This is a genomic window from Peptoniphilus hominis (ex Hitch et al. 2025) (assembly GCF_040096015.1).
GTDB lineage: Bacteria > Bacillota > Clostridia > Tissierellales > Peptoniphilaceae > Peptoniphilus_A > Peptoniphilus_A hominis.
Genome location: NZ_JBBMFO010000005.1, coordinates 53,383 through 73,290, shown reverse-complemented (window position 1 = coordinate 73,290; position 19,908 = coordinate 53,383). Strand labels below are relative to the sequence as shown.

The following is a 19,908-nucleotide window of genomic DNA, read 5'->3' as shown; positions in this document are numbered from 1 at the left end:
ACTAGCTAATGGGACGCGAGTCCATCTTAGACCACCGGAGTTTTGATCATTAGTGCATGTGCACCTATGATTTTATTCGGTATTAATCCCGGTTTCCCGAGGCTATCCCAATGTCTAAGGCAGGTTACTCACGTGTTACTCACCCGTCCGCCGCTAATCCATTTTGTCTTCACCCCGAAGGGATCTGTCAAAATTTCATCGCTCGACTTGCATGTGTTAAGCGCGCCGCCAGCGTTCGTCCTGAGCCAGGATCAAACTCTCAATTAAAAATTTGTATGACTCATTAGTTTTCTCAAAACTAAACGAATTTCTGGTTTGCTTTGTGATTCTTTTACGAATCTGTGATTCATTACGAATCTTTTTATCTTCACACTATTTAATTATCATGTTTCATTGCTACTTTTTTAAGTAGCTTATTTATTATAACTTCTTAAAAATTCTTTGTCAAGTAAAATTTACAATTTTTTATTTTATTTTACTGACTTTTTAAGAAGGTTGTCTCAAGAGACAACTTGTATAGTATACAATGGTTTTTATAGGCTGTCAACATTTATTTTAAATTTTTTATAAATTTTTCTAGCTCTTTATTTGGACTAATTTCATTTGCCTTTTCCAGGTATTTTATTCCCTTTTCTAGGTCTTTTTTGTTCAAATATAGGATTCCTAAATTGTAGTTTAAGGGATAGGAATTTTCTATTTCAGATAATCCCATCTCTAAAGTTTCTATGGCATCTTCGAATTTGTTTTTAGATGCATAAAGTGTTGACAGTAAATTTACATTTTCTTCTAATACTTTTTTCTCAATTGATATTTTTGCAAATTCTTCTGCCCCTTCCAGATCTCCTAGATTATAGTGGGTTATGGCTAAGGCATAATAAAATTCTTCATTTTTGTTAAAGTTTTCTGAGATGTCTCTCAATAAGTTTAAAGCCTTGTCATATTCTCCATAGGATAAATAGGTCTTTGCTGAATCAAAGTTCACGCTGTCTCTTATTGTTTCCATTTCTCTTCTGACTTCGTCCTTTAATTCTTCGCTATCTGATAGGTTTATGAACTTTTCAAAGTACATGTTTGCCTTGATGTATTTTTGTAGGGACAAGTTGATGTAGGCAAGTCTGTAATAGGCGAGGCTGTAATTTTCATCTTCATTTAAGACCTCGTTGTATTTTTTTATAATAATATTTAGTAATTTGTCTGCCTTCTCATAGTCATCTTCCAATTCTAATTTGTTGTAGATGGACTCCAATATATTTGCTTCTTTAAAAATTATGTCGGCATTCCTTCCCTTTTCCTCTTCATAGCCCCTTAAGAAGATATAGGAATCCAAGGGGTCATCTTCTTGATTTATATATGCCTTGTGCATGGCATAATTTTTTAAATCTATTTCTAATTTTTTTAGGACTTCTCTGTATTTCTCTGCTAATTTAAAGTCAGAGTCAATTCCCAAGAGATAGATCATTGCCTCTACAATTTTTTCTAAATTTATCTCTTCTTCTAATTCTTTTTCCTTAATTCCTTCTATAAGATAATCTAGTTTTATGGGAAGTGAAAAACCAGATGGAAGTACAAGTTCGCCAAGTCTATATTCTTCTTTTAAATCTATAAAAACTATATTTTTTAATTTTTTATTTAATTCTTCTTTAAAAAGATTTTCCATTAAATTTCCTCTTTTTTTAATTCTTATTTGACAATACAATAAATGCTAGCAGATAAAAAATAGGCTTTCAACTTCACTTTATCATTACCAGCATGGCATTTAGTCCATAGGTCTTGCCTTCTCTTCTTGCTGAATGAAGCTTTAAGTTGTTGTAGGTTGACTCCTCTGATATTTCTATATTTTTTTCTTCTATTCCTCCATCTAATAAAAGCTCTTTATTTACCTCAACCATGGAAAGGTGCCAAGAGTCTCCGATTTTTATAAAAAATTTATCTCTGTTTTTAAAGTCCTTAAATTCCTCGTAGACTTCTTCGCCAACTTCATAATTTTCTATATCAATACTCGGTCCAATATAGGCAATTATATCCTTTGGGTCTGATTTAAATTCCTTTTCCATTTTCTCAAGGGCTTTTTCTGGAATTTTCTTTTTTGCTCCCCTCCAGCCAGAGTGAATTATGGAAAGAACTTCTCTCTTTTTATCATAGAGGACTATTGGTGTGCAGTCGGCAAATTTTAAGAGCAGTGCTAGGTTTTTCTTGTCAGTTACCAGTCCGTCTGTGTCCTTAAAGTTTCTGCCGTAGATAAATGTATCTCCATTTTCCCCATTACAATAAGCGATTTTATCTGTATGAGTTTGGATGCAGGAGTAAATTTCATGAGGATTTATGTCAAGCCTCTTTAATATATCTTTAACATAGTCCTTAACTTTTTCTCCCTCTTTTGCATAGGACAGGGAGTACTCCATGCCGTTTATTAGATTTATTATCCCATTCTTTTCTAAAAATTCGGATTTCATCTTATTTTTCCAAGTCAATGTTTAATAAAATTGGGGCGTGATCTTGCCTTTCTCCAGAGTCCACCATCTTTGAATCTTTAACTAGGTCCTTTATTCTGTCGCTGACTAAAAAGTAGTCAATTCTCCAGCCTGAATTATTTATCTTTGATGTCTTAACTCTTTGTGCCCACCAAGTGTAGGCTCCTTCGACGTCTCCGTTGATATGTCTAAAGCTATCAATAAAACCTCTATTTAGTAAGTTGGTAAATCCCTCTCTCTCTTCATCAGTAAAGCCTGCAGACATGCGATTGTTTTCTGGGTGAGCCAGGTCAATTTCCTTGTGAGCAACATTGAAATCTCCAGTGGCAACGACAGGTTTTATCTTGTCAAGTTCTTCCAAGTAGTCTGCATACTTCTCGTCCCAAATCTGTCTTAAGGGAAGCCTCTTTAATTCATTGCCAGCATTAGGTGTATAAACTTGAGTGAAGAAAAAATCTTCAAATTCAAGTGTTGCTATTCTCCCCTCGAAATCCATAGTGTCTGGCGCCCCAATTTTTGGAAAAGTCACAAGAGGCATTAGACCCTTCTTGTAAAAAGTCATGTTGCCTGCGTAACCCTTGCGAGCTGGTTCACAAGATGATACCCAAACATAATCATAGTCGCCAAATTCTTCTGCCAAGATTTCCTTGTGCTTCTTGCTAGGTCCATTGTGAGGTAGCTTTGTCTCTTGGATCGCAATTATATCTGGATCTTCATTTTTTATTGTAGCTAGCACTGCTCTTGACATAAGTGCCCTAGAGGAGTCGCTAGTCAAGGCTGCGTTTAAAGAATCTATATTCCAGGATATTATTTTCATTGTTTCCTCCTATATTTTATAAATTTATTTTTATATCTTTACCTTAAATCCTATCAAATAGAAAAATTTCTATCAATTAAATTTTAAATTTATTTTATTTTTATTGCTAGGAAAATTTTTCAATTAAAAAAAGACCTGAACCAGTCAAGTCTTTTAGTCAATAAATTTGTATTTTTTAAAGCTCGCCCATATAGGCTCTCTTTCTTCTAGTTGAACCAACTAAAATCCTGTAGAGATTGCCCCTAAAGATTGCATAGATAGCAGTGATGATGCTGGCTATTAAAACTTTTATATTGTAAGGGTCCATTGGATTCAAGTAGGATAGTCCCGTCATTATATTTTCTCCTAGTGGAATATCCACAATTGAATTTGATGAAATCATCATGGCAAAGTCAAAGCCAAGAAGGTGAAGTATGCCAAGATAAATCAAAAATGGTATAGTCCAAAGTAGGAAGTTTTCCTTCATAAATTCAAGTGAGTGAGTGTAAGCTGATGTGTAATACTCTCCCCTTATATAAATTGATTCAGCAATTGGGTTTAGTGCAATTGTAATTAATGCTCCCACAAGTGTAGTTGCACCCATGGCTCCACCTATACCTGGCATCAAAAAGGAAATTATCATGAGGATAAAAAACACTGAATAAATTGATGCAAAGTATTCCATAAAAGTTTTTGAAAAATTCCTAAAACTAATTCTGTTGTAGTAGATAAGATCACTTAAAACAGAAAAGTAGCTTGAAAGAATTAGGGCTGTCAAAAGTGGAGTTACAAATCCCATTAGACCACCAAGAAACATTCCAAGGAAATTTCCAATAAGGAAAAATCCCAAAGTGTAAATTATTCCATATATAAAAGGAAAAATTAAAAATTGTGGGGCCTTTTTTATTTTTAAAAAGGTGTCCTGTCCTGCCTTTTTATAAACTAATTGTAAGTCTTCAAAAAAGTTCATATCATCACATCTTTTCTGGTGCTTTAATTCCAAGTAAGTCAAGTCCACTTGCTATAACATTTTTAACTGCGTAGCAAAGCATAAGTCTTGTGTTTTTTAATTTTTCATCATCAACTAAAATTTGTGTTTGGTTGTAGAATTTGTTAAAGTTCTTTGCAAGTTCAACTGTGTATCTTGTGATAAAGTATGGCTCACACTTTTCACAAGCATCAATTACAACATCAGTGAAGTTGTAAAGACTTCTTATAATATTTATTTCGCTTTCTTCTGTAAGAAGGCTTGGGTCAATTTCATTATTTATGTCGAAGTCCCCCTTATTTAGTAGGGAGCAAATTCTTGCGTGAACATATTGCACATAAGGTCCAGTTTCTCCTTCAAAGGAAAGAGTTTTGTCCCAGTTAAAAGTGTAGTCCTTGATTCTTCCGTTAAAGAGTTCTTGGAATTTTATGGCACCAATGCCAACTGCCTGTGCAAGTTCTTCCTTATTTTCAATTTTTTGACCTTGTTCTTTTTCTCTATCGTCAAGAATGTCGCGAACCTTATCAATTGCCTTGTTGAGAACATCTTCAAGATAGACAACTTTACCCCTTCTTGTGGAAAGTGTGCCGTCTTCAAGAGAAACCATTCCAAAGGCAACATGATTTATCTTGTCCCAAAAGTCTTCTCCCATTTCCTTTAAAACTGCACGAAGTTGTTTAAAGTGAAGAGATTGTTGTGTTGCAACAACATAAATAATTTGGTCTGGATTGTAATTTTCTTCCCTATATTTTGCAGCAGCTATGTCTCTTGTCAAATAGATTGAAGTGCCATCAGATTTTACAACAATTGCTGGTGAAAGATCATACTTATCAAGATTTATAATTTCAGCACCTTCTGATTCTTCCAACAAGTTTTTATCTCTAATTTCCTTTATTACTTCAGGTAACATATCAGAGTAGAAGGATTCTCCGTTGTAGGAATCAAAGTGAATGTCAAGCATGTCGTAAACTCTGTTAAATTCTTTTAGAGAAATCTCTCTAAACCACTTCCAAATTTTTACAGCTTCTTCATTTTTATTTTCAAGTTCCTTAAACCAATAGCGACATTCTTCTTTTACTTCTGCATCTTCTTCTGCAACTTCATTTACCTTTACATAAAGTTTCAAAAGTTCAGGGATTGGGTCATTTTCAATTTCTTCCTTGTTACCCCATGTCTTGTAGGCATAGATTAACATTCCAAATTGAGTTCCGTAGTCTCCCAAATGGTTTACTGCCACTGTATTATAGCCCAAGAAATTAAAAATTCTTTTTAGGGAATCTCCAATAACAGTGGACCTAATGTGACCAATGTGGAAAGGCTTAGCAATATTTGTAGAAGAATAATCTAGGACAATATTCTTTCCCTTTCCTATTTCTGACTTGCCAAAATTTTCTTTTTTGTCTACAGTTTCCTTTAAAATTTCTTCTGTCAAAAGACTTTTGTTGATGTAAAAGTTTAGGTAGGCATTTTTGTTTTCAACTTTTTCAAAATATTTTGACTTAATTTCTCCTGCAAGTTCTTCTGCAATCATGGCAGGATTTTTTCTGTAAATTTTTGCCAGGCTAAAAACTGGAAAGGCAAAGTCACCAAGTTCATAATTTGGTGGCACTTCTACCATTTTGTCAATTTCTTCTGCCTTTAAACTTTCGATTTTTTCATCAAGTATTTTTATTATTTCTTCTCTAAAATTTATCATCTTGACTCCTTACTTTAAGATTACGACAGTTACTCCGTCGCCGCCTTCATTGTACTCTGCATCTTTAAAAGATTTTACTATTTTTATATTTCTAAAATGTTCTCTAAGTTTTTGTCTAAGGACACCTGTGCCCTTTCCATGAATTATTCTAACTGATTTTAGTCCAGAAAGATAGGCATCATCTAAATATTTATCAACAATATCTCTGGCTTCTTCAAAATTTTTGCCTCTTATGTCGATTTCACTCTTGACGCTTGCTGCCTTGTTCTTCAAAATATTTCTCGTGTTGTGCTTTGTTGTGTTCTCTTGAGTATCAATTCTCGTCAAACTTTCCTTTGGCATCTTCATTTTCATAATGCCCGACTGAACTAGAACATTGCCCTTATTATCAGGCAGTTCCACTACTGTTGCAATGTTTCCAAGAGAGGTTCTTACCTTGTCGCCAACTTTTATCTCCCTAATTGGGTTGGAAACTTTTTTGATTTCAAGTTCAGAATCACTTCTGGAATTTTTTAGACTTTGGCGCAAGAGGTCCTGTGCCTCTTGTATTCTCTTTGAGTTTTCAGAGCTTATATTGTCTCTAACTTCATTTATTTCAGATAAAATTATATCAACATTTTCTCTTGTGTTTAACAAGAGCCTTTTTGCTTCTTCACGAGATTTTTCTAAAATCTTTTCTTTTTGGTCTTCCAAATTTTTTATCTTTGTTTGAAGTCTCTTATTTTCCTTTTCTAAGTCAAGCTTTTCTCTCTCAAGCTCTTCCTTGTATTCTCTTATCTTAGTCCTGTCCTTGTCAATGGATTTAAGGACATCTTCAAATTCAATGTTTTCAGAAGACAAAAGTTTCTTTGATTTCTCAATTATTTCATCAGGAAGTCCCAAGCGTCTTGAAATTTCAAAGGCGTTAGATTTTCCCGGCACGCCAATTAAAAGTCTATAAGTTGGAGAAAGTGTGTCAACATCAAACTCCATACTTGCATTGGCAACGCCATCTGTTGTGAGGGCATAGACCTTTAACTGATTGTAGTGAGTTGTAGACATACATCTGATGTTTTTCTCTAACATAAATTCCATTATTGCCCTTGCCAATGCTGCCCCTTCTGTTGGGTCAGTACCTGCGCCAAGTTCGTCAAAGAGAACCAGAGAATTTCTCGTCACATTTTTTAAGATATAGACAATATTTACCATGTGAGATGAAAAAGTTGAGAGGGACTGCTCAATTGATTGTTCGTCGCCTATGTCTGCAAAAACTTTTTCGAAAACTGCAATCTCTGAAGTTTCTTCTGCTGGAATAAGTAAACCGTATTGAGTCATAAGTGACAAGAGTCCAACAGTCTTTAAACTTACAGTCTTACCACCAGTGTTTGGTCCAGTTATAATTAGTGATGTAAAATCTATTCCAAGATTTATGTCAATGGGAACTGCAATTTTTCTGTCTAAGAAAGGATGGTAGGCATTTATCAAATTAATCCTGCCTTCATTATTTAGCCTTGGCATATTTGCATGATATTCTATGGCAAGTTTCGCCTTGGCAAAGATAAAGTCCAGCTCAATTAATTTGTCTTGATTTGACTTTATATCTTCAGCCGATTCTGCAAGGAGTTCTGAAAGCTCTCTAAGTATTTTTTCGATTTCAAGATTTTCTTTTATATAAAGTTCCTTGAGCTCGTTATTGGCATCAACAACTGCCATTGGTTCAATGTAGGCCGTTTGCCCAGAGCCTGAAATGTCGTGAACCAAGCCCTTAACTCTCGACTTGTTTTCGATTTTTACGGGCACAACATATCTGCCATCACGAAGAGTTACTAGGGCATCTTGCAAAAAGTCTGCGTGAGAAGATAAAATTCCATTTAATTTATTTTTTATGGAATCTTTTTTTGCAGCAATTCCCCTTCTTATTCTCAAAAGTTCACGAGAAGCGTCGTCGGCAATTTCTTCTTCAGAAATAATTTTTGAATTAATTTCATCTTCAAGGCTCTTTTCAGTGTAAAGATCTTCGATTAGCTTGTCGATGTAATTTAATTTTATTTCTTCCTCTCTGTTAGAGTCTCTCTTTAAATAAGTTTTAAGTCCCCTTGAAACTCTTAAGAAGTCAGAAACCTTTAAAAGAGATCCGGCGGTAAGAGCGCCGCCAATTTCCACACGCTTGATAATACTTTTTATGTCAACTATGCCAAAAAGCTGTGGCTCTCCCTTTGCCAAAACTAATTTTAAGGCTTCGTTTGTTTCGTTTAGCCTTTCCCTTATCTCAAAAAAGTCTGTGGAAATTTCCACGCCTTCGATGTATTCATTTGTAATACTTGCACTTGCAAGGTTTTTAAGTTCAGCTAAAACTTTGTCAAACTCCAAAGTTTTGCCTGCTCTCTTAAAAGAATTATCCACTGACAATCCCCCTATTAATATGTCCCTTAGTCACCTGTTGGTACTTGTCTTCTAATTTCTTTTTTATCTTTTTAAAGTCATCTTCCTTGTAATTTTTGTATAATTTTACAACATCATCTGTAAATTCATCTGCCAAGATAAGAAGGTTCACCTTGTTTTCTAGGAGTTTGTTTACATATCCATCTAGTAAAATTGGATAGGAATTAAAAATCTCCGTAAAAGTATTTTGTCTTAGGACTTCAAAGTCTACATTTTTTTCATCTCTCAAGAGATAATTTTTATACTTGCAAGTCGGACAGTTTTTCTCGTCCTTGCAATTTTTTATGACAGAGAAGGGACAGTGCTTCATAGTCATAACTGGCACTCTGCCGTAGGAAATCACATTTATCTCAGCATCATTCTTGTTTATAATTTTTTGAATTTGTCCAGAATTTAATTCTGGTGAAAGTGTAATAGACTTTAAGCCTAAGTCACATAAAAAGTCTGAAGTGACTTTGTTAAAGACATTTAGACCAATGTCGCCATTTATTTCAAGATCGTCATCCTTAAAAATATAATATTCCGAAAGATTATTTACCCAAATTCCCCTGACATTTTGATTTTTTAAAATATATTCCCTTAAATTTTCTAGTTCATAGTAGGAATAAAACTTGTCAAGATAAATTGAAACTTCTCGATTTTTATATTTTTTATTAAATTTTTCTAAGTCCTTGGCACGAATTATTATCTCATCAATATCTTTTAAAGAAGATTTTTCCAAGTCCTTAAATTTGTTGAAAAAGACTTTTATTTTGCTTCTATGGGCTTTACTTTGCCTTTCAAATTTTTTATTTTCTAGTTTATTTTCTATTTCAAACCTATCTATTGAGCCCTCTAAAATTTTATTTTCCAAAATTTTTGTGGCTTCTCTTCTAAGTTCATTGATGGCAGAAATTGGCAGGAAGGCATTGTCATCTAGGTCAAGGTCAATATTTTTTACGCGGAAAATACTGTCGCCTGTCTTAGAAATATTTTCAATGACTCTTTCTTTTTCTAGTCCAGATTTTTTTGCCACTTCAACCACTCTATCAAGTTCAAAATTCCCAGATAAGTCTCCAGATTTTACCTTAATAAAAGGTCTTTCGCCAATTTTAATTTTTACTTCTACATCTAAATCTCTTTTGTAGTCATAATTTTCAATCTTTTCATCAACTTTTTCGTAAAGTTTTTTAGAAAAAGTTCTATTTATTTTAGAATTTAAAATTGGAGCCTTAAATAAATTTATCTCATGAGGAATATTTGCCTCATAGAAGGAATTTGACCTCATGCCAAATCTTCCACTGCTAGAAATAAATTCTAGTCCATCGCCCTCAAATACATCTTCATAAAAAATTACTTTCCCAGAGTTTTTTCTTGCATCTATAACTTTTCCAACTTCCACACCTCTGTTGTCAGGTCTATAAGATGAGATGAAGTCATTTCCAAAGTCGCCATTAAAAAGTCCCTCGGTAAAGCCTCTGTTAAAAACTTGCTCTGTATCTTCTTTGTCCTCTAAAGTTAGCTTGCCTTCCAAGGATTTTTTGTAGGAAGACACAACTGTATAGACATACTCTGGGTTTTTCATTCTCCCCTCAATTTTTAAGGAGTAGCCACCTGCATTTATTATTTTTGCAACATCATTTAGGGTGTTTAAGTCCTTGGGAGAAATATAGTAAAGTCTCTTGCCAATTTTATTGCCATCAAAATCTAAAATTTCATAAGACTTTCTGCAGGCTTGGGCACACTCGCCACGATTGCCAGACTTACCACCAATCATAGAAGACATGAGGCACTCGCCAGAGTAACAAACGCATAGGGCTCCGTGAATAAAAGTTTCAACATCAATATCTAATTCTTTAATTTTTTCTAGTTCAAAAAGAGGAGTTTCACGAGCAAGGACTACTCTTGTAAAACCCATGTCCTTTAAAAATTTTGCTCCGTAAAAATTATTTACTGCCATTTGAGTTGATGCATGAACTTCAAAATCTGGGAAGTTCTTTCTTATTTCCCAAGCTATGCCTAGGTCTTGTAAGATAAGTGCGTCAACGCCAATTTCATAGAGCATCTTCACCCTATCCATGGCTCTTTTTATTTCAAAATCAGCAATTAAAATATTAAAAGTAACATAAATTTTTACGCCTCTTAGGTGAGCGTAGCTAATTGCCTCTATTAATTCTTCCTTGTCAAAATTTTTTGCCTTTGCCCTGGCGGAAAATTCGTCATAGCCCAAATAAACAGCATTAGCACCTGCCGATACAGCAGCCCTTAGGGCAGCCATATCACCAGCAGGTGCTAGGAGTTCATATTTACTTTTCTTCATAAAGACTTTCCAGTTCTCTTGTCAAATCAATTATTCTTCTCGATGCATTGTTGTTTTTTTCTTCTAGTGTGGAAATATTTCCTTCAAGTTTTTTTATCTCTTCTTTTAAATCAGTAATTTCTTTATTTTTTTCAAGAAGATCTCTATTTACTTTCCTATTTCTGTCCTCTACATCAAGAGTTTTCTGTTGAAGTTCTCTGAAATTTGTATTTGCTTTTTTATTTTCTTCTTCAAAAATTGAAAGTTGCTTCTTTAAATCTTTAATTTCTTCCATTTTTTCGATGATTTCTTTTTTGTCATCGTCTAAATTTGCCAAGTCATTCCTGTCAGACTTCATCTTTTCAAAATCATCTAAAAGGTTTAGGGCGCAGAGCACAAGAGTCTGCACTTGATTCAATTTAAAATTACTCCTTGCAGTTTCCTTGATCTTCTTGTCAAGATCTGCTGCAAGCTCTTTAATGTAATCTTCCTTGTCATTACCCTTGACATAAAATTTCATGTCGTCAATAGTGACTTCGATTCTCTTTGTATCGGACATAATAGCCTCCTTAGGATCTTAGTTTAGCCTTAATTTCACTTTCAATCTCAGCAACTATCTTTTCACAAATTTCTGTAACTTCAGCATCTTCTAGAGTTCTGTCGGCTGCTCTAAATACAAGTGAGAAGGCTACAGATTTCTTTCCTTCTTCTATATTTTCACCTTGGTAAATATCAAACACCTTAAAGGATTCTAAAAGTTCTTTGCCATATTTTTTAGAGATTTTTTCAAGTTCAACTGAGTCAATATCCCTATCCATAACAAAGGCAAAGTCCCTCTTCATAGTTGGGTACTTAGGAAGTTCCTTGTAAGTGTAATTGCCAATAGTGTTTTCAACAATTTTGTCAAAATCAAGTTCTGCCACATAGGCCCTTTTCTTTAAACCATAATTTTCAAGAACCTTTGGATGAACTTCCCCAAAGACGCCAAGGCTTTCGCCCTTTAAAATAAATTCAGCTGACCTACCTGGGTGCAAGAAGCTAACTTCCTTTCTTCTAACTTCAAGGTCTTCAATGCCAAGATACCACAAGAGCTTTTCAATAGATTCCTTTAAGTAATAAAAATCGCCTAAATCATAAAAGCCCATTGTTAGTTTTAACTTTTCGGTAGGTAACTCACCATCTGTTGGGAAGAAGGTATTTCCAATTTCAAATCCGCCAACATTTTCGTTGCCCCTAACATAGTTTTTGGCAAGGGCATCAATCATAGAAGGCACAATAGTTGTCCTCATAATTGAATAATCTTCTCCCAGTGGATTTAAAATTCTTATAATATTTTTTTCATCTTCTTTATAATTTGCTTTTTCATAAGAAGATGGGCTGACAAAGGAGTAAGTCATAAATTCAGAATAACCAAGACCAATTAAAAGATTTTTGATTCTGTCTTCAACATTTCTAAATCTTGGCTTTCTTCCTACAGTTAATGTTCCCCTTAATTTTTGAGGAGTGACATTGTCGTAGCCATAAATTCTTGCAACTTCTTCTATTAAATCTTCTTCAATGCCAAGGTCAAGTCTCACGCTTGGGATTTTTGCAAGAAGATAATCTCCTTTGACTTCAGTTTCAATTTCAAGTCTATTTAAAATATTGGCAACTTCATCTATTGTAAAGTCCACGCCAATTAAGTCATTTACTTTTTGAAGTCTTAATTTTATTTCCTTTGGAGCCTTATCAAAATCCCCCACATCTTTACTTCCGCCAACAACTTCAGCAATGTCTAACATTTCTGCAAGTTGGCAAACTCTATCAACAGCAGTCTTGGCAAGATTTGGGTCGATTCCCTTTTCAAATCTTGAAGAAGCTTCACTTCTAAGGTTAAGTCTTCTTGAAGTCTTTCTGATGTTTTCTTTGTTGAAGTTCGCGCCTTCTAAAAGTACATTTACAGTTTTTTCTGTAATTTCAGAATCAAGTCCGCCCATTATTCCTGCAAGTCCTATTATTTCACTGCCGTCAGTGATTAAAATATCGTCACTTGTAAGTTTTCTTGTTTCGCCATCAAGAGTTACAGTTTCTTCGCCATCTTTTGCCATTCTAACCACAATTTTTTTGTTTGTTAAACTATCTAAATCAAAGGCATGAAGGGGTTGACCGTACTCAAGCATTACAAAGTTTGTTAAATCAACTATATTTGAAATTGGTCTAACTCCTGCTTGCATAAGATAAGTTTGTAGCCAAAGTGGAGATGGTCCAATCTTTATATTTTTAAGAATTTTTGAATAATATCTATTGCAGTTTTCAGTTTCGATAACTATGTCGTCAAAATAATCAGAAAAATCATCTACTTCATTTTCTATTTTAATATCCTTGTGCCTAGTCTTTAAATCAAAGGATGCAGCAGTTTCTACAGCCATGCCCATAATGCTAAGACAATCTGGTCTATTTGGTGTGATTTCAAGTTCCAAAATGTCGCTATCCATGAAGAGAGTTTCCAAAGCAGACTTTCCAATTTCAGTCCCTTCAGGGAAGATAAAAATTCCATTTCTCGCTTCCTTAGGAATAACTGAATTTTCAAAGCCAAGTTCTTCAAGAGAACAAAGCATTCCATTGGACTCGACTCCACGAAGTTTTCCCTTTTTAATCTTTACGCCACCAGCAACAGTAGATCCGTGAAGAGCAACAGGGACTATGGCGCCTTCAAAAACATTTGGTGCCCCAGTTACAATTTGTAAAACTTCATCCCCCACATTTACAGAGCAAATAACAAGCTTGTCTGCGTCGGGATGCTTATCTATTTTTTCAATTTTTCCAACTACAATTTTATCTAAACCTTCTGATGGAATAATAACAGATTCAACATGGGAACCAGAATTAGAAAGTCCATCTGCAAGTTTTTTTACATCAAAATCGAAATCAACATAATCTTTAAGCCATTTAATCGGTAATAACATCTCTATCTCCTTAAAATTGTTCCAAGAACTTCTTGTTGTTTTCAAACATCATTCTAATATCTGTGATCTTGTACCTAACCATTGCAATTCTGTCGATACCCATACCAAAGGCAAAGCCAGAATATTTTTCAGGGTCAATGCCACAGTTTCTAAGAACATTAGGGTGAACCATTCCACATCCCAAAAGTTCCATTGACCATCCAGTATAGGCACAAGCCTTGCAACCCTTGCCTCCACAAGATGGACAAGTAGTGTCAACTTCAAGACTTGGTTCAGTAAATGGGAAGTAGTGAGGTCTAAATCTAGTCTTCATGTCTTCGCCAAAGAAGGACTTAACAAAATAATTTAAAGTGTCAATTAAATTTGCCACAGAAATCTTTTCATCAACAACAAGACCTTCAAGTTGGTGGAACATTGGTGAGTGAGTAGCATCAACTTCGTCAGACCTAAAAACTCTACCAGAACATATCATGCGAATTGGAGCGCCATGTTCCTTCATTGCCCTAATTTGAACAGGAGAAGTTTGCGACCTAAGAATTGTATTTTTGTCAAAATAAAAAGTATCAGACATATCTCTTGAAGGGTGGTCCTTTGGAGCATTTAAAAGATCAAAGTTATTTTCCACAGTTTCGATTTCTGGACCATCGTAAACAGTAAAGCCCATATGTGTAAATAAATCTTCAAGATCCTCAAGAGTTTTCTTTAGAGGATGTCTATGTCCCAAGATAAGTTCGTCAGTCTTTAAAGTGACATCAATTCTTTCCTCGTGAAGTTTTTCTTCCAAAATTTTGTCATTGATTTCATTTTTCTTTTCCTCAATTGACTTTTCAATAGCTTCACGCACTTCGTTGGCAAGAGCTCCCATAACAGGTCTTTCCTCATTAGAAAGATCCTTCATACCCTTTAGGATTTGAGTAAGTTCGCCCTTTTTGCCTAAGTATTTAACCTTAAGTTCATCTATTTCTTTAATTGTATTAACTTCATTTAAAAGTTTCATGGATTCATCTTTGATTCCAAGTAATTTTTCTTTCATGTTGACCTCCAATTCATAATATATAATTATATCATAGTTATAAAATTTTTTTAAATAAATTCAATAGAAATTCCCATTCTATCAATATGTAGAGTTGAAAAATTAAAATTTCAAAAAAGTTCAGTAAAGCTTTATTGAATTAAATAGGATTTGTTTTATAATTTAAGTATAAGTTATAGTAATAAATGAAAGCCAAGGGAGTTTGTTATGAAAGTTGGCATGAGAAAACCAAGCATTAAAAAATCTTTTAAAGCAAGAACAACTTCACAATATAAGAGAGCAATTAAGAGATCAGTAAATCCATTTTACGGCAAAAGAGGCATGGGCTTTATAAGAAATCCAAAAAAATCAATTTATAATAAAATTTATCACAAGACTACCTTTGGACTTAAAGACTTAATTTATTTGCCTAAGAAAAGCAGTCATAAAAATTATGAAAAAAATAATTCAGATGAAAATGATTATGGATTAAATTGGAAGGAGCTTGTAACTAACGAGAAAAAAGAATACTTAAAATTATATAAGGATTCCATTATGAAAATGTCTGATGAATTTTATAATGGCTATAAAATATCTCTCGATAAAATTTCTCATATCGAAATAGATAATAAAGTTATTTATATCTATGATTTAGATGGCAATTTATTTTTCTATGGAAATTTAACTGAAAAAAATCAAAAAAATTGCTACAGACTTTATAAAAAAATAAATAAAAAAAATTTATACCCCTATAAATCTTACTATGAAGTGACAAATAATTTGCCTGAAGGAAAGTCAAAAAGACCTTTAAAGATTTTTAAGTTTGTGAATCTACCCTTGTCATTATTTTTAATCCTGCTTTCACAAATAATAAACAGCCCTTCTTTTAGCACGATAAGTATTATTTTTTTAGCAATAAATATTTATTGTATAAGGGTTCACACATCTAGTTTAAAATAGTCATATTTTCTAAAATTTTAGATTTAATATTAATAAGGAGGAAGATAATATGAAAAAAACAAAGAAATTATTCTTAGTCGCACTTTTGTTGTTTGCATTTATTCCCTTTAATTTATTTGCAAATAGCGAAGTAAAATTATGGATTAATGGCAGTTATGTAACAACCGATGTTGCGCCGGTAATTGAAAATGGAAGGACTTTAGTTCCCATTAGAGTTATATCTGAGAACTTAGGTCTTGAAGTTGATTGGGATAAGGACTTAAAGCAAATTACAGTTTCACAAGGTGATGATCCTTTTATATTTGTAATTGGTCAAAATTTTTATACAAAAGATGAAATCAAACAAGACCTAGATGTTGCACCAAAAATTATAAATGATCGTACTTTTGTTCCTATTAGAGTTATTGCAGAAGCCTTTAATCAAGAAGTTAATTGGGACAATGTAGCTAGAACTGTTGCCATTGGAAGTGGTTACGAAGCTCAGCAAGCACCTGCACCACTTTCTACAGATAAGCAAGCCGAAGTAAAAGAAGTTAAGGAAGTTAATACCACAAACACCCTTGTTGCAAACCCAAAGGGAACTAATAATTACCAAAATTACACACCAGATACAAGCCAAGGCAAAATAAAAGGCAACAGAAAAAGCAAAATTTATCACGTTCCTGGAGGCAGAGATTACAACAAAGTATCTCAAAAAAATGTAGTTTTCTTTGATACAGAGCAAGAAGCACAAGCTGCTGGCTACAGAAGAGCAAAAAATTAAAATTTAATATTTTAGATTCAAAAAAATCCTTGATTGCTGTAATAAGTAGTCAAGGTTTTTTAATGGGCATAAAAAAACTGACTGCAAATGCAATCAGTAATTGGCAGGGGTAGCAGGACTCGAACCCACGACACTTGGTTTTGGAGACCAATGTTCTACCAACTGAACTATACCCCTAGGACAAGTTATATCTTAACAAAGAAATTAGGAATTGTAAAGTTTTTTTTATATTTTGTAAATTTTTCCTTGCAAAAAAATGTGCTGGAAAATTTCCAACACATCTCTTTTATTTTTTTAAATTTTCTTCTACTTGGGCGAAAGTTTCTTCTAAAGTACCTGAGTTGTCAATTATGACATCTGCCTTTTTTCTCTTCTCTTCAACAGAAATTTGCGAATTTATTTTTTTCTCTGCATATTCTCTTGAAATGCCGTCTCTATCCATGAGCCTTCTTATCTGTGTTTCCCTGTCCACATAGACAAGCCAAATTTCGTCAAAGTCAAGTCCATACTTCTTATTTATATCTTCATTTTCAAAGAGAAGGGGTATATCCACAAAGACGAGGTCTTCCTTGCCCCTAGTCTTTTTATTTATCTCTTTGTAAATTTCTGGATGCATTATGCCATTTAGTTTTTGACGATGGATTTTATTTGCAAAAATTATTTCAGCCAGCTTTTTTCTGTCCAGCTTGTCATTGATATAAAGGTCATCGCCAAAGACTTTTTTGATTTTGTTTTTTACAGATTTATAATTTGCCACTTCTCTTGCAATTAAATCTGCGTCAACTACCTTTATACCCTTGCCCTTTAAATACTTTGATACCTGAGATTTTCCCGTTGCAATAGAGCCAGTAAGTCCAATAATTTTATTTTGATTCATAGAGATTTTCCCCAGTGTTCATGTCAACAGAAAGTTTTACATTTAAGTCAACAGAATTTTCCATTAAGTCCTTCATAATTTTTTTAACTTCTTCAACTTCATCTTCTGCAGCGTCAACTACAAGTTCATCATGAATTTGAATTATTAGTTTAGACTTTAAATTTCTCTTTTTAAGTTCATTATAAACTTTTACCATTGCGATTTTTATAATGTCCGCTGCAGAACCTTGGATTGGTGTGTTAAGAGCAATTCTCTCGCCAAAACTTCTTATGTTAAAATTCTTTGCACTAAGTTCAGGAATGTACCTTCTCCTTTTAAAAATTGTCTCAACATAACCCTTCTTTTTGCCTTCTTCAATTTCCTCAGACATATAATTTTTTATTCCAACAAAGTGTCCCAAATAGTTGTCGATGTATTCCTTGGCAGCCTTTCTCGGTATATTTAGGTTTTGTGAAAGTCCATAGTCAGAAATTCCGTAGACTATTCCAAAGTTTACAGCCTTTGCCTCAGACCTTTGAAGGGCATTTACATCGTCATAGTCCACATGGAAAACTTCTGATGCAGTTTTTCTGTGAATGTCCAAGCCATGTTTGAAGGCATCAAGCATTTCTTGGTCCTTTGAAAGTGCCGCTAAGACCCTAAGTTCAATTTGTGAATAGTCGGCGTCCACTAAAACTGAATTTTCTGACGCCAAAAAGGCCTTTCTAATTAACCTTCCCTCTTCAGTTTTTATTGGAATGTTTTGAAGGTTTGGCTCAGTTGATGAAATTCTTCCCGTTGCAGTCACTGTTTGCATAAATCTTGAGTGAATGCGGTTGGTCTTTTTATTTATAACAGCCTTTAGTCCGTCAATGTAAGTTGATTTTAATTTAGAAAATTTTCTGTAGTCTAAAATATTGTCAATGATTTCGCCCTTGCCGCGAAGTTTTTCTAGAACATCGGCAGAAGTTGAGTAGCCCGTCTTTGTCTTTTTAATCACTGGAAAGTCCATCTTCTCAAATAAAATCACGCCCAACTGCTTTGGCGAATTGATGTTAAATTCTTCCTCAGCTTCCCTATAAATTTCTTCTTCCAAATCCTTTAGCTTTAAAGTAATTTTCTCGTCAATTTCATCAAGGACAGCCTCGTCAGTGTTGATGCCCACATATTCCATGGAGGCAAGGACTTCAACTAGAGGCAGCTCCATGTCTTTGTAGAGAGAAGTCATCTCCTCTTCTTCAATTTTTTCTCTTTGAAGACCTTCCAATTTATAAATTGTATTTAACATAAAGGCAAAATATTTAAATAGGTCATCCTTATCTAAGTCTGCATAAGTCTTTTTCTTTGCCCCCTTGCCCAAGAGGTCTTCCTGGTCCATGTAGCCATTTTTAAAATAGTCCATAGAAATTTTATTTATGTCGTAGTCGCTTTTTGTGGAATTTAAAATATATTCTGCAATAACCACATCGTGGGAGTAATTTTTTATGTCCATGCCAAGATCCATTAAGATGATTATATCTTCTTTCATGTCGTAGCCAAGTTTTTCTATGCCTTCATCTTCCATGACTTCCTTTAACTTTTTGAAATCAATTTTTTCCCACGAAATGAAATTCACAAGCTCATCCTTAATTTTTAGGGCCAGATAAATAGGTTCCACATCTTCATAAATTTTGCCATCAGAAATAAATTTAAAGGTAAAAGACTTTTCATCTATCGCTTTTTCTATAAAGTCATCTAGGTTTTTTATTTCCTTAAATTTAAAATTATCTTCGGAAATTTCCTCCACTTCTTCTTTCCTATACTCCTCTGGAAGTCTTGCAAGCATGGAATTAAACTCAAAGTCACGGTACATCTTTGAAAGATTTTCATAATCGTAGTCCACTTTTTTGAAGTCATCTAAAGACTCTTCAATTGGCACATCTCTTACAATTGTCCCCAATTTTTTGCTCATAAAGGCAGACATTTTGCCCTCAATTAATTTTTCCTTAAGCTTTTTTGCTGTCACATTTTCAATATTTTCGTAAAGATTTTCAATGTTTTTAAACTCTTTAATTAATTTGAGACCAGTTTTTTCTCCAATGCCATAAATTCCTGGAATATTATCAGATTGGTCCCCCATAAGTGCCTTTAAATCAATAAATTCATGAGGCTCAAGACCGTATTTTTCCTTTAGACTATCAACTGTTATTATGTCCATTTCAGTTATGCCCTTGCGAGTTAAGAGGACCCTTGTCTTGTCATTTACAAGTTGGAAATAATCCTTGTCGCCAGTTAAAAGATAAGTTTCAAAATTTTCTTGACTGGCAAGCTTTGAAAGAGTGCCTGCGATGTCGTCTGCTTCATAAACTGGTGATTCCAAAATTTTTATATTCATCAAGTTTAAAATGTCTCGGACAAGAGGCCATTGTTGTTCAAGTTCATTTGGAGTCTTTTGCCTAGTGCCCTTGTAGTCCTTATAAATGTCAGACCTAAAAGTTTTGCCCTTCATGTCAAAACAAACTGCCACATGAGTAGGATTTATCTTCTCTATGGCATTTTCCACCATCATGACAAAGCCGTAAATCGCATTAGTGTAAAGACCCCTCTTAGTTTTTAAAAGAGGAAGAGCGTAAAAGGATCTGAAAAAAAGTGAACTTCCATCTATAATTAAAAATTTATTATCCATAAAAAACCTCCTTACTACATTATAACAGAGTTTAAAAGAAAAAATTTGCAAATAAAA

At 33.8% G+C, this 19,908-nt stretch carries 14 protein-coding genes, 1 tRNA gene and 1 rRNA gene; 2 read left to right on the top strand and 14 right to left on the bottom strand.

Annotated elements, in window-relative coordinates:
- The 11 genes from WMO19_RS03280 to pheS all read right to left on the bottom strand — a co-directional run.
- Positions 1–267, bottom strand: a 16S ribosomal RNA gene (locus tag WMO19_RS03280); the annotation flags it as partial.
- Between the two features lie 283 nt (positions 268–550).
- Positions 551–1,657, bottom strand: coding sequence for a tetratricopeptide repeat protein (locus WMO19_RS03275; RefSeq protein WP_349170188.1), 1,107 nt, complete (start codon positions 1,655–1,657; stop codon positions 551–553).
- Positions 1,658–1,730: 73 nt separating this feature from the next.
- Positions 1,731–2,453: a peptidoglycan editing factor PgeF gene (pgeF, locus tag WMO19_RS03270; RefSeq protein WP_349170187.1), complete on the bottom strand. Its 723-nt coding sequence runs from the start codon at positions 2,451–2,453 to the stop codon at positions 1,731–1,733.
- A 1-nt stretch (position 2,454) separates the two neighbouring features.
- Positions 2,455–3,288: an exodeoxyribonuclease III gene (locus WMO19_RS03265; protein WP_349170186.1), complete on the bottom strand. Its 834-nt coding sequence runs from the start codon at positions 3,286–3,288 to the stop codon at positions 2,455–2,457.
- 175 nt (positions 3,289–3,463) lie between these two features.
- A complete protein-coding gene (locus WMO19_RS03260) occupies positions 3,464–4,066 on the bottom strand; it encodes a hypothetical protein (RefSeq protein ID WP_349170185.1) in 603 nt (200 codons plus the stop codon).
- A 175-nt stretch (positions 4,067–4,241) separates the two neighbouring features.
- On the bottom strand, positions 4,242–5,951 hold the full coding sequence (gene argS / locus WMO19_RS03255) for an arginine--tRNA ligase (protein WP_349170184.1): 1,710 nt from the start codon (positions 5,949–5,951) through the stop codon (positions 4,242–4,244).
- 9 nt (positions 5,952–5,960) lie between these two features.
- Positions 5,961–8,333 carry an endonuclease MutS2 gene (locus WMO19_RS03250; RefSeq protein WP_349170183.1) on the bottom strand — a complete coding sequence of 791 codons (2,373 nt, stop codon included), beginning with the start codon at positions 8,331–8,333 and terminating at the stop codon, positions 5,961–5,963.
- A complete protein-coding gene (locus tag WMO19_RS03245) occupies positions 8,326–10,671 on the bottom strand; it encodes a U32 family peptidase (RefSeq protein WP_349170182.1) in 2,346 nt (781 codons plus the stop codon). The genes WMO19_RS03250 and WMO19_RS03245 overlap by 8 nt, the downstream gene beginning before the upstream one ends.
- Entirely contained in the window at positions 10,658–11,209 is a 552-nt protein-coding gene (gene zapA / locus WMO19_RS03240) for a cell division protein ZapA (RefSeq protein ID WP_316719237.1), read from the bottom strand. The genes WMO19_RS03245 and zapA overlap by 14 nt, the downstream gene beginning before the upstream one ends.
- A 10-nt stretch (positions 11,210–11,219) precedes the next feature.
- Positions 11,220–13,595 (bottom strand): phenylalanine--tRNA ligase subunit beta, encoded by a 2,376-nt coding sequence (gene pheT / locus WMO19_RS03235; protein WP_349170181.1) that lies wholly within the window; start codon positions 13,593–13,595, stop codon positions 11,220–11,222.
- Positions 13,596–13,605: 10 nt separating this feature from the next.
- Positions 13,606–14,628 (bottom strand): phenylalanine--tRNA ligase subunit alpha, encoded by a 1,023-nt coding sequence (gene pheS, locus WMO19_RS03230; protein WP_019125808.1) that lies wholly within the window; start codon positions 14,626–14,628, stop codon positions 13,606–13,608.
- Positions 14,629–14,835: 207 nt separating this feature from the next.
- Between pheS and WMO19_RS03225 the strand changes: the two genes are divergently transcribed.
- Together WMO19_RS03225 and WMO19_RS03220 are read left to right on the top strand one after the other, a co-directional pair.
- Positions 14,836–15,567: a hypothetical protein gene (locus tag WMO19_RS03225; protein WP_349170180.1), complete on the top strand. Its 732-nt coding sequence runs from the start codon at positions 14,836–14,838 to the stop codon at positions 15,565–15,567.
- Between the two features lie 49 nt (positions 15,568–15,616).
- Entirely contained in the window at positions 15,617–16,330 is a 714-nt protein-coding gene (locus WMO19_RS03220; protein ID WP_349170179.1) for a stalk domain-containing protein, read from the top strand.
- Between the two features lie 101 nt (positions 16,331–16,431).
- Here WMO19_RS03220 and WMO19_RS03215 read toward each other — a convergent pair.
- From WMO19_RS03215 to polA, 3 genes are all read right to left on the bottom strand, one after another.
- Positions 16,432–16,507: transfer RNA gene (locus tag WMO19_RS03215), tRNA-Trp, on the bottom strand.
- Between the two features lie 109 nt (positions 16,508–16,616).
- On the bottom strand, positions 16,617–17,207 hold the full coding sequence (coaE, locus tag WMO19_RS03210; protein ID WP_349170178.1) for a dephospho-CoA kinase: 591 nt from the start codon (positions 17,205–17,207) through the stop codon (positions 16,617–16,619).
- On the bottom strand, positions 17,194–19,851 hold the full coding sequence (polA, locus tag WMO19_RS03205; RefSeq protein WP_349170177.1) for a DNA polymerase I: 2,658 nt from the start codon (positions 19,849–19,851) through the stop codon (positions 17,194–17,196). The genes coaE and polA overlap by 14 nt, the downstream gene beginning before the upstream one ends.
- Between the last annotated feature and the right edge of the window lie 57 nt (positions 19,852–19,908).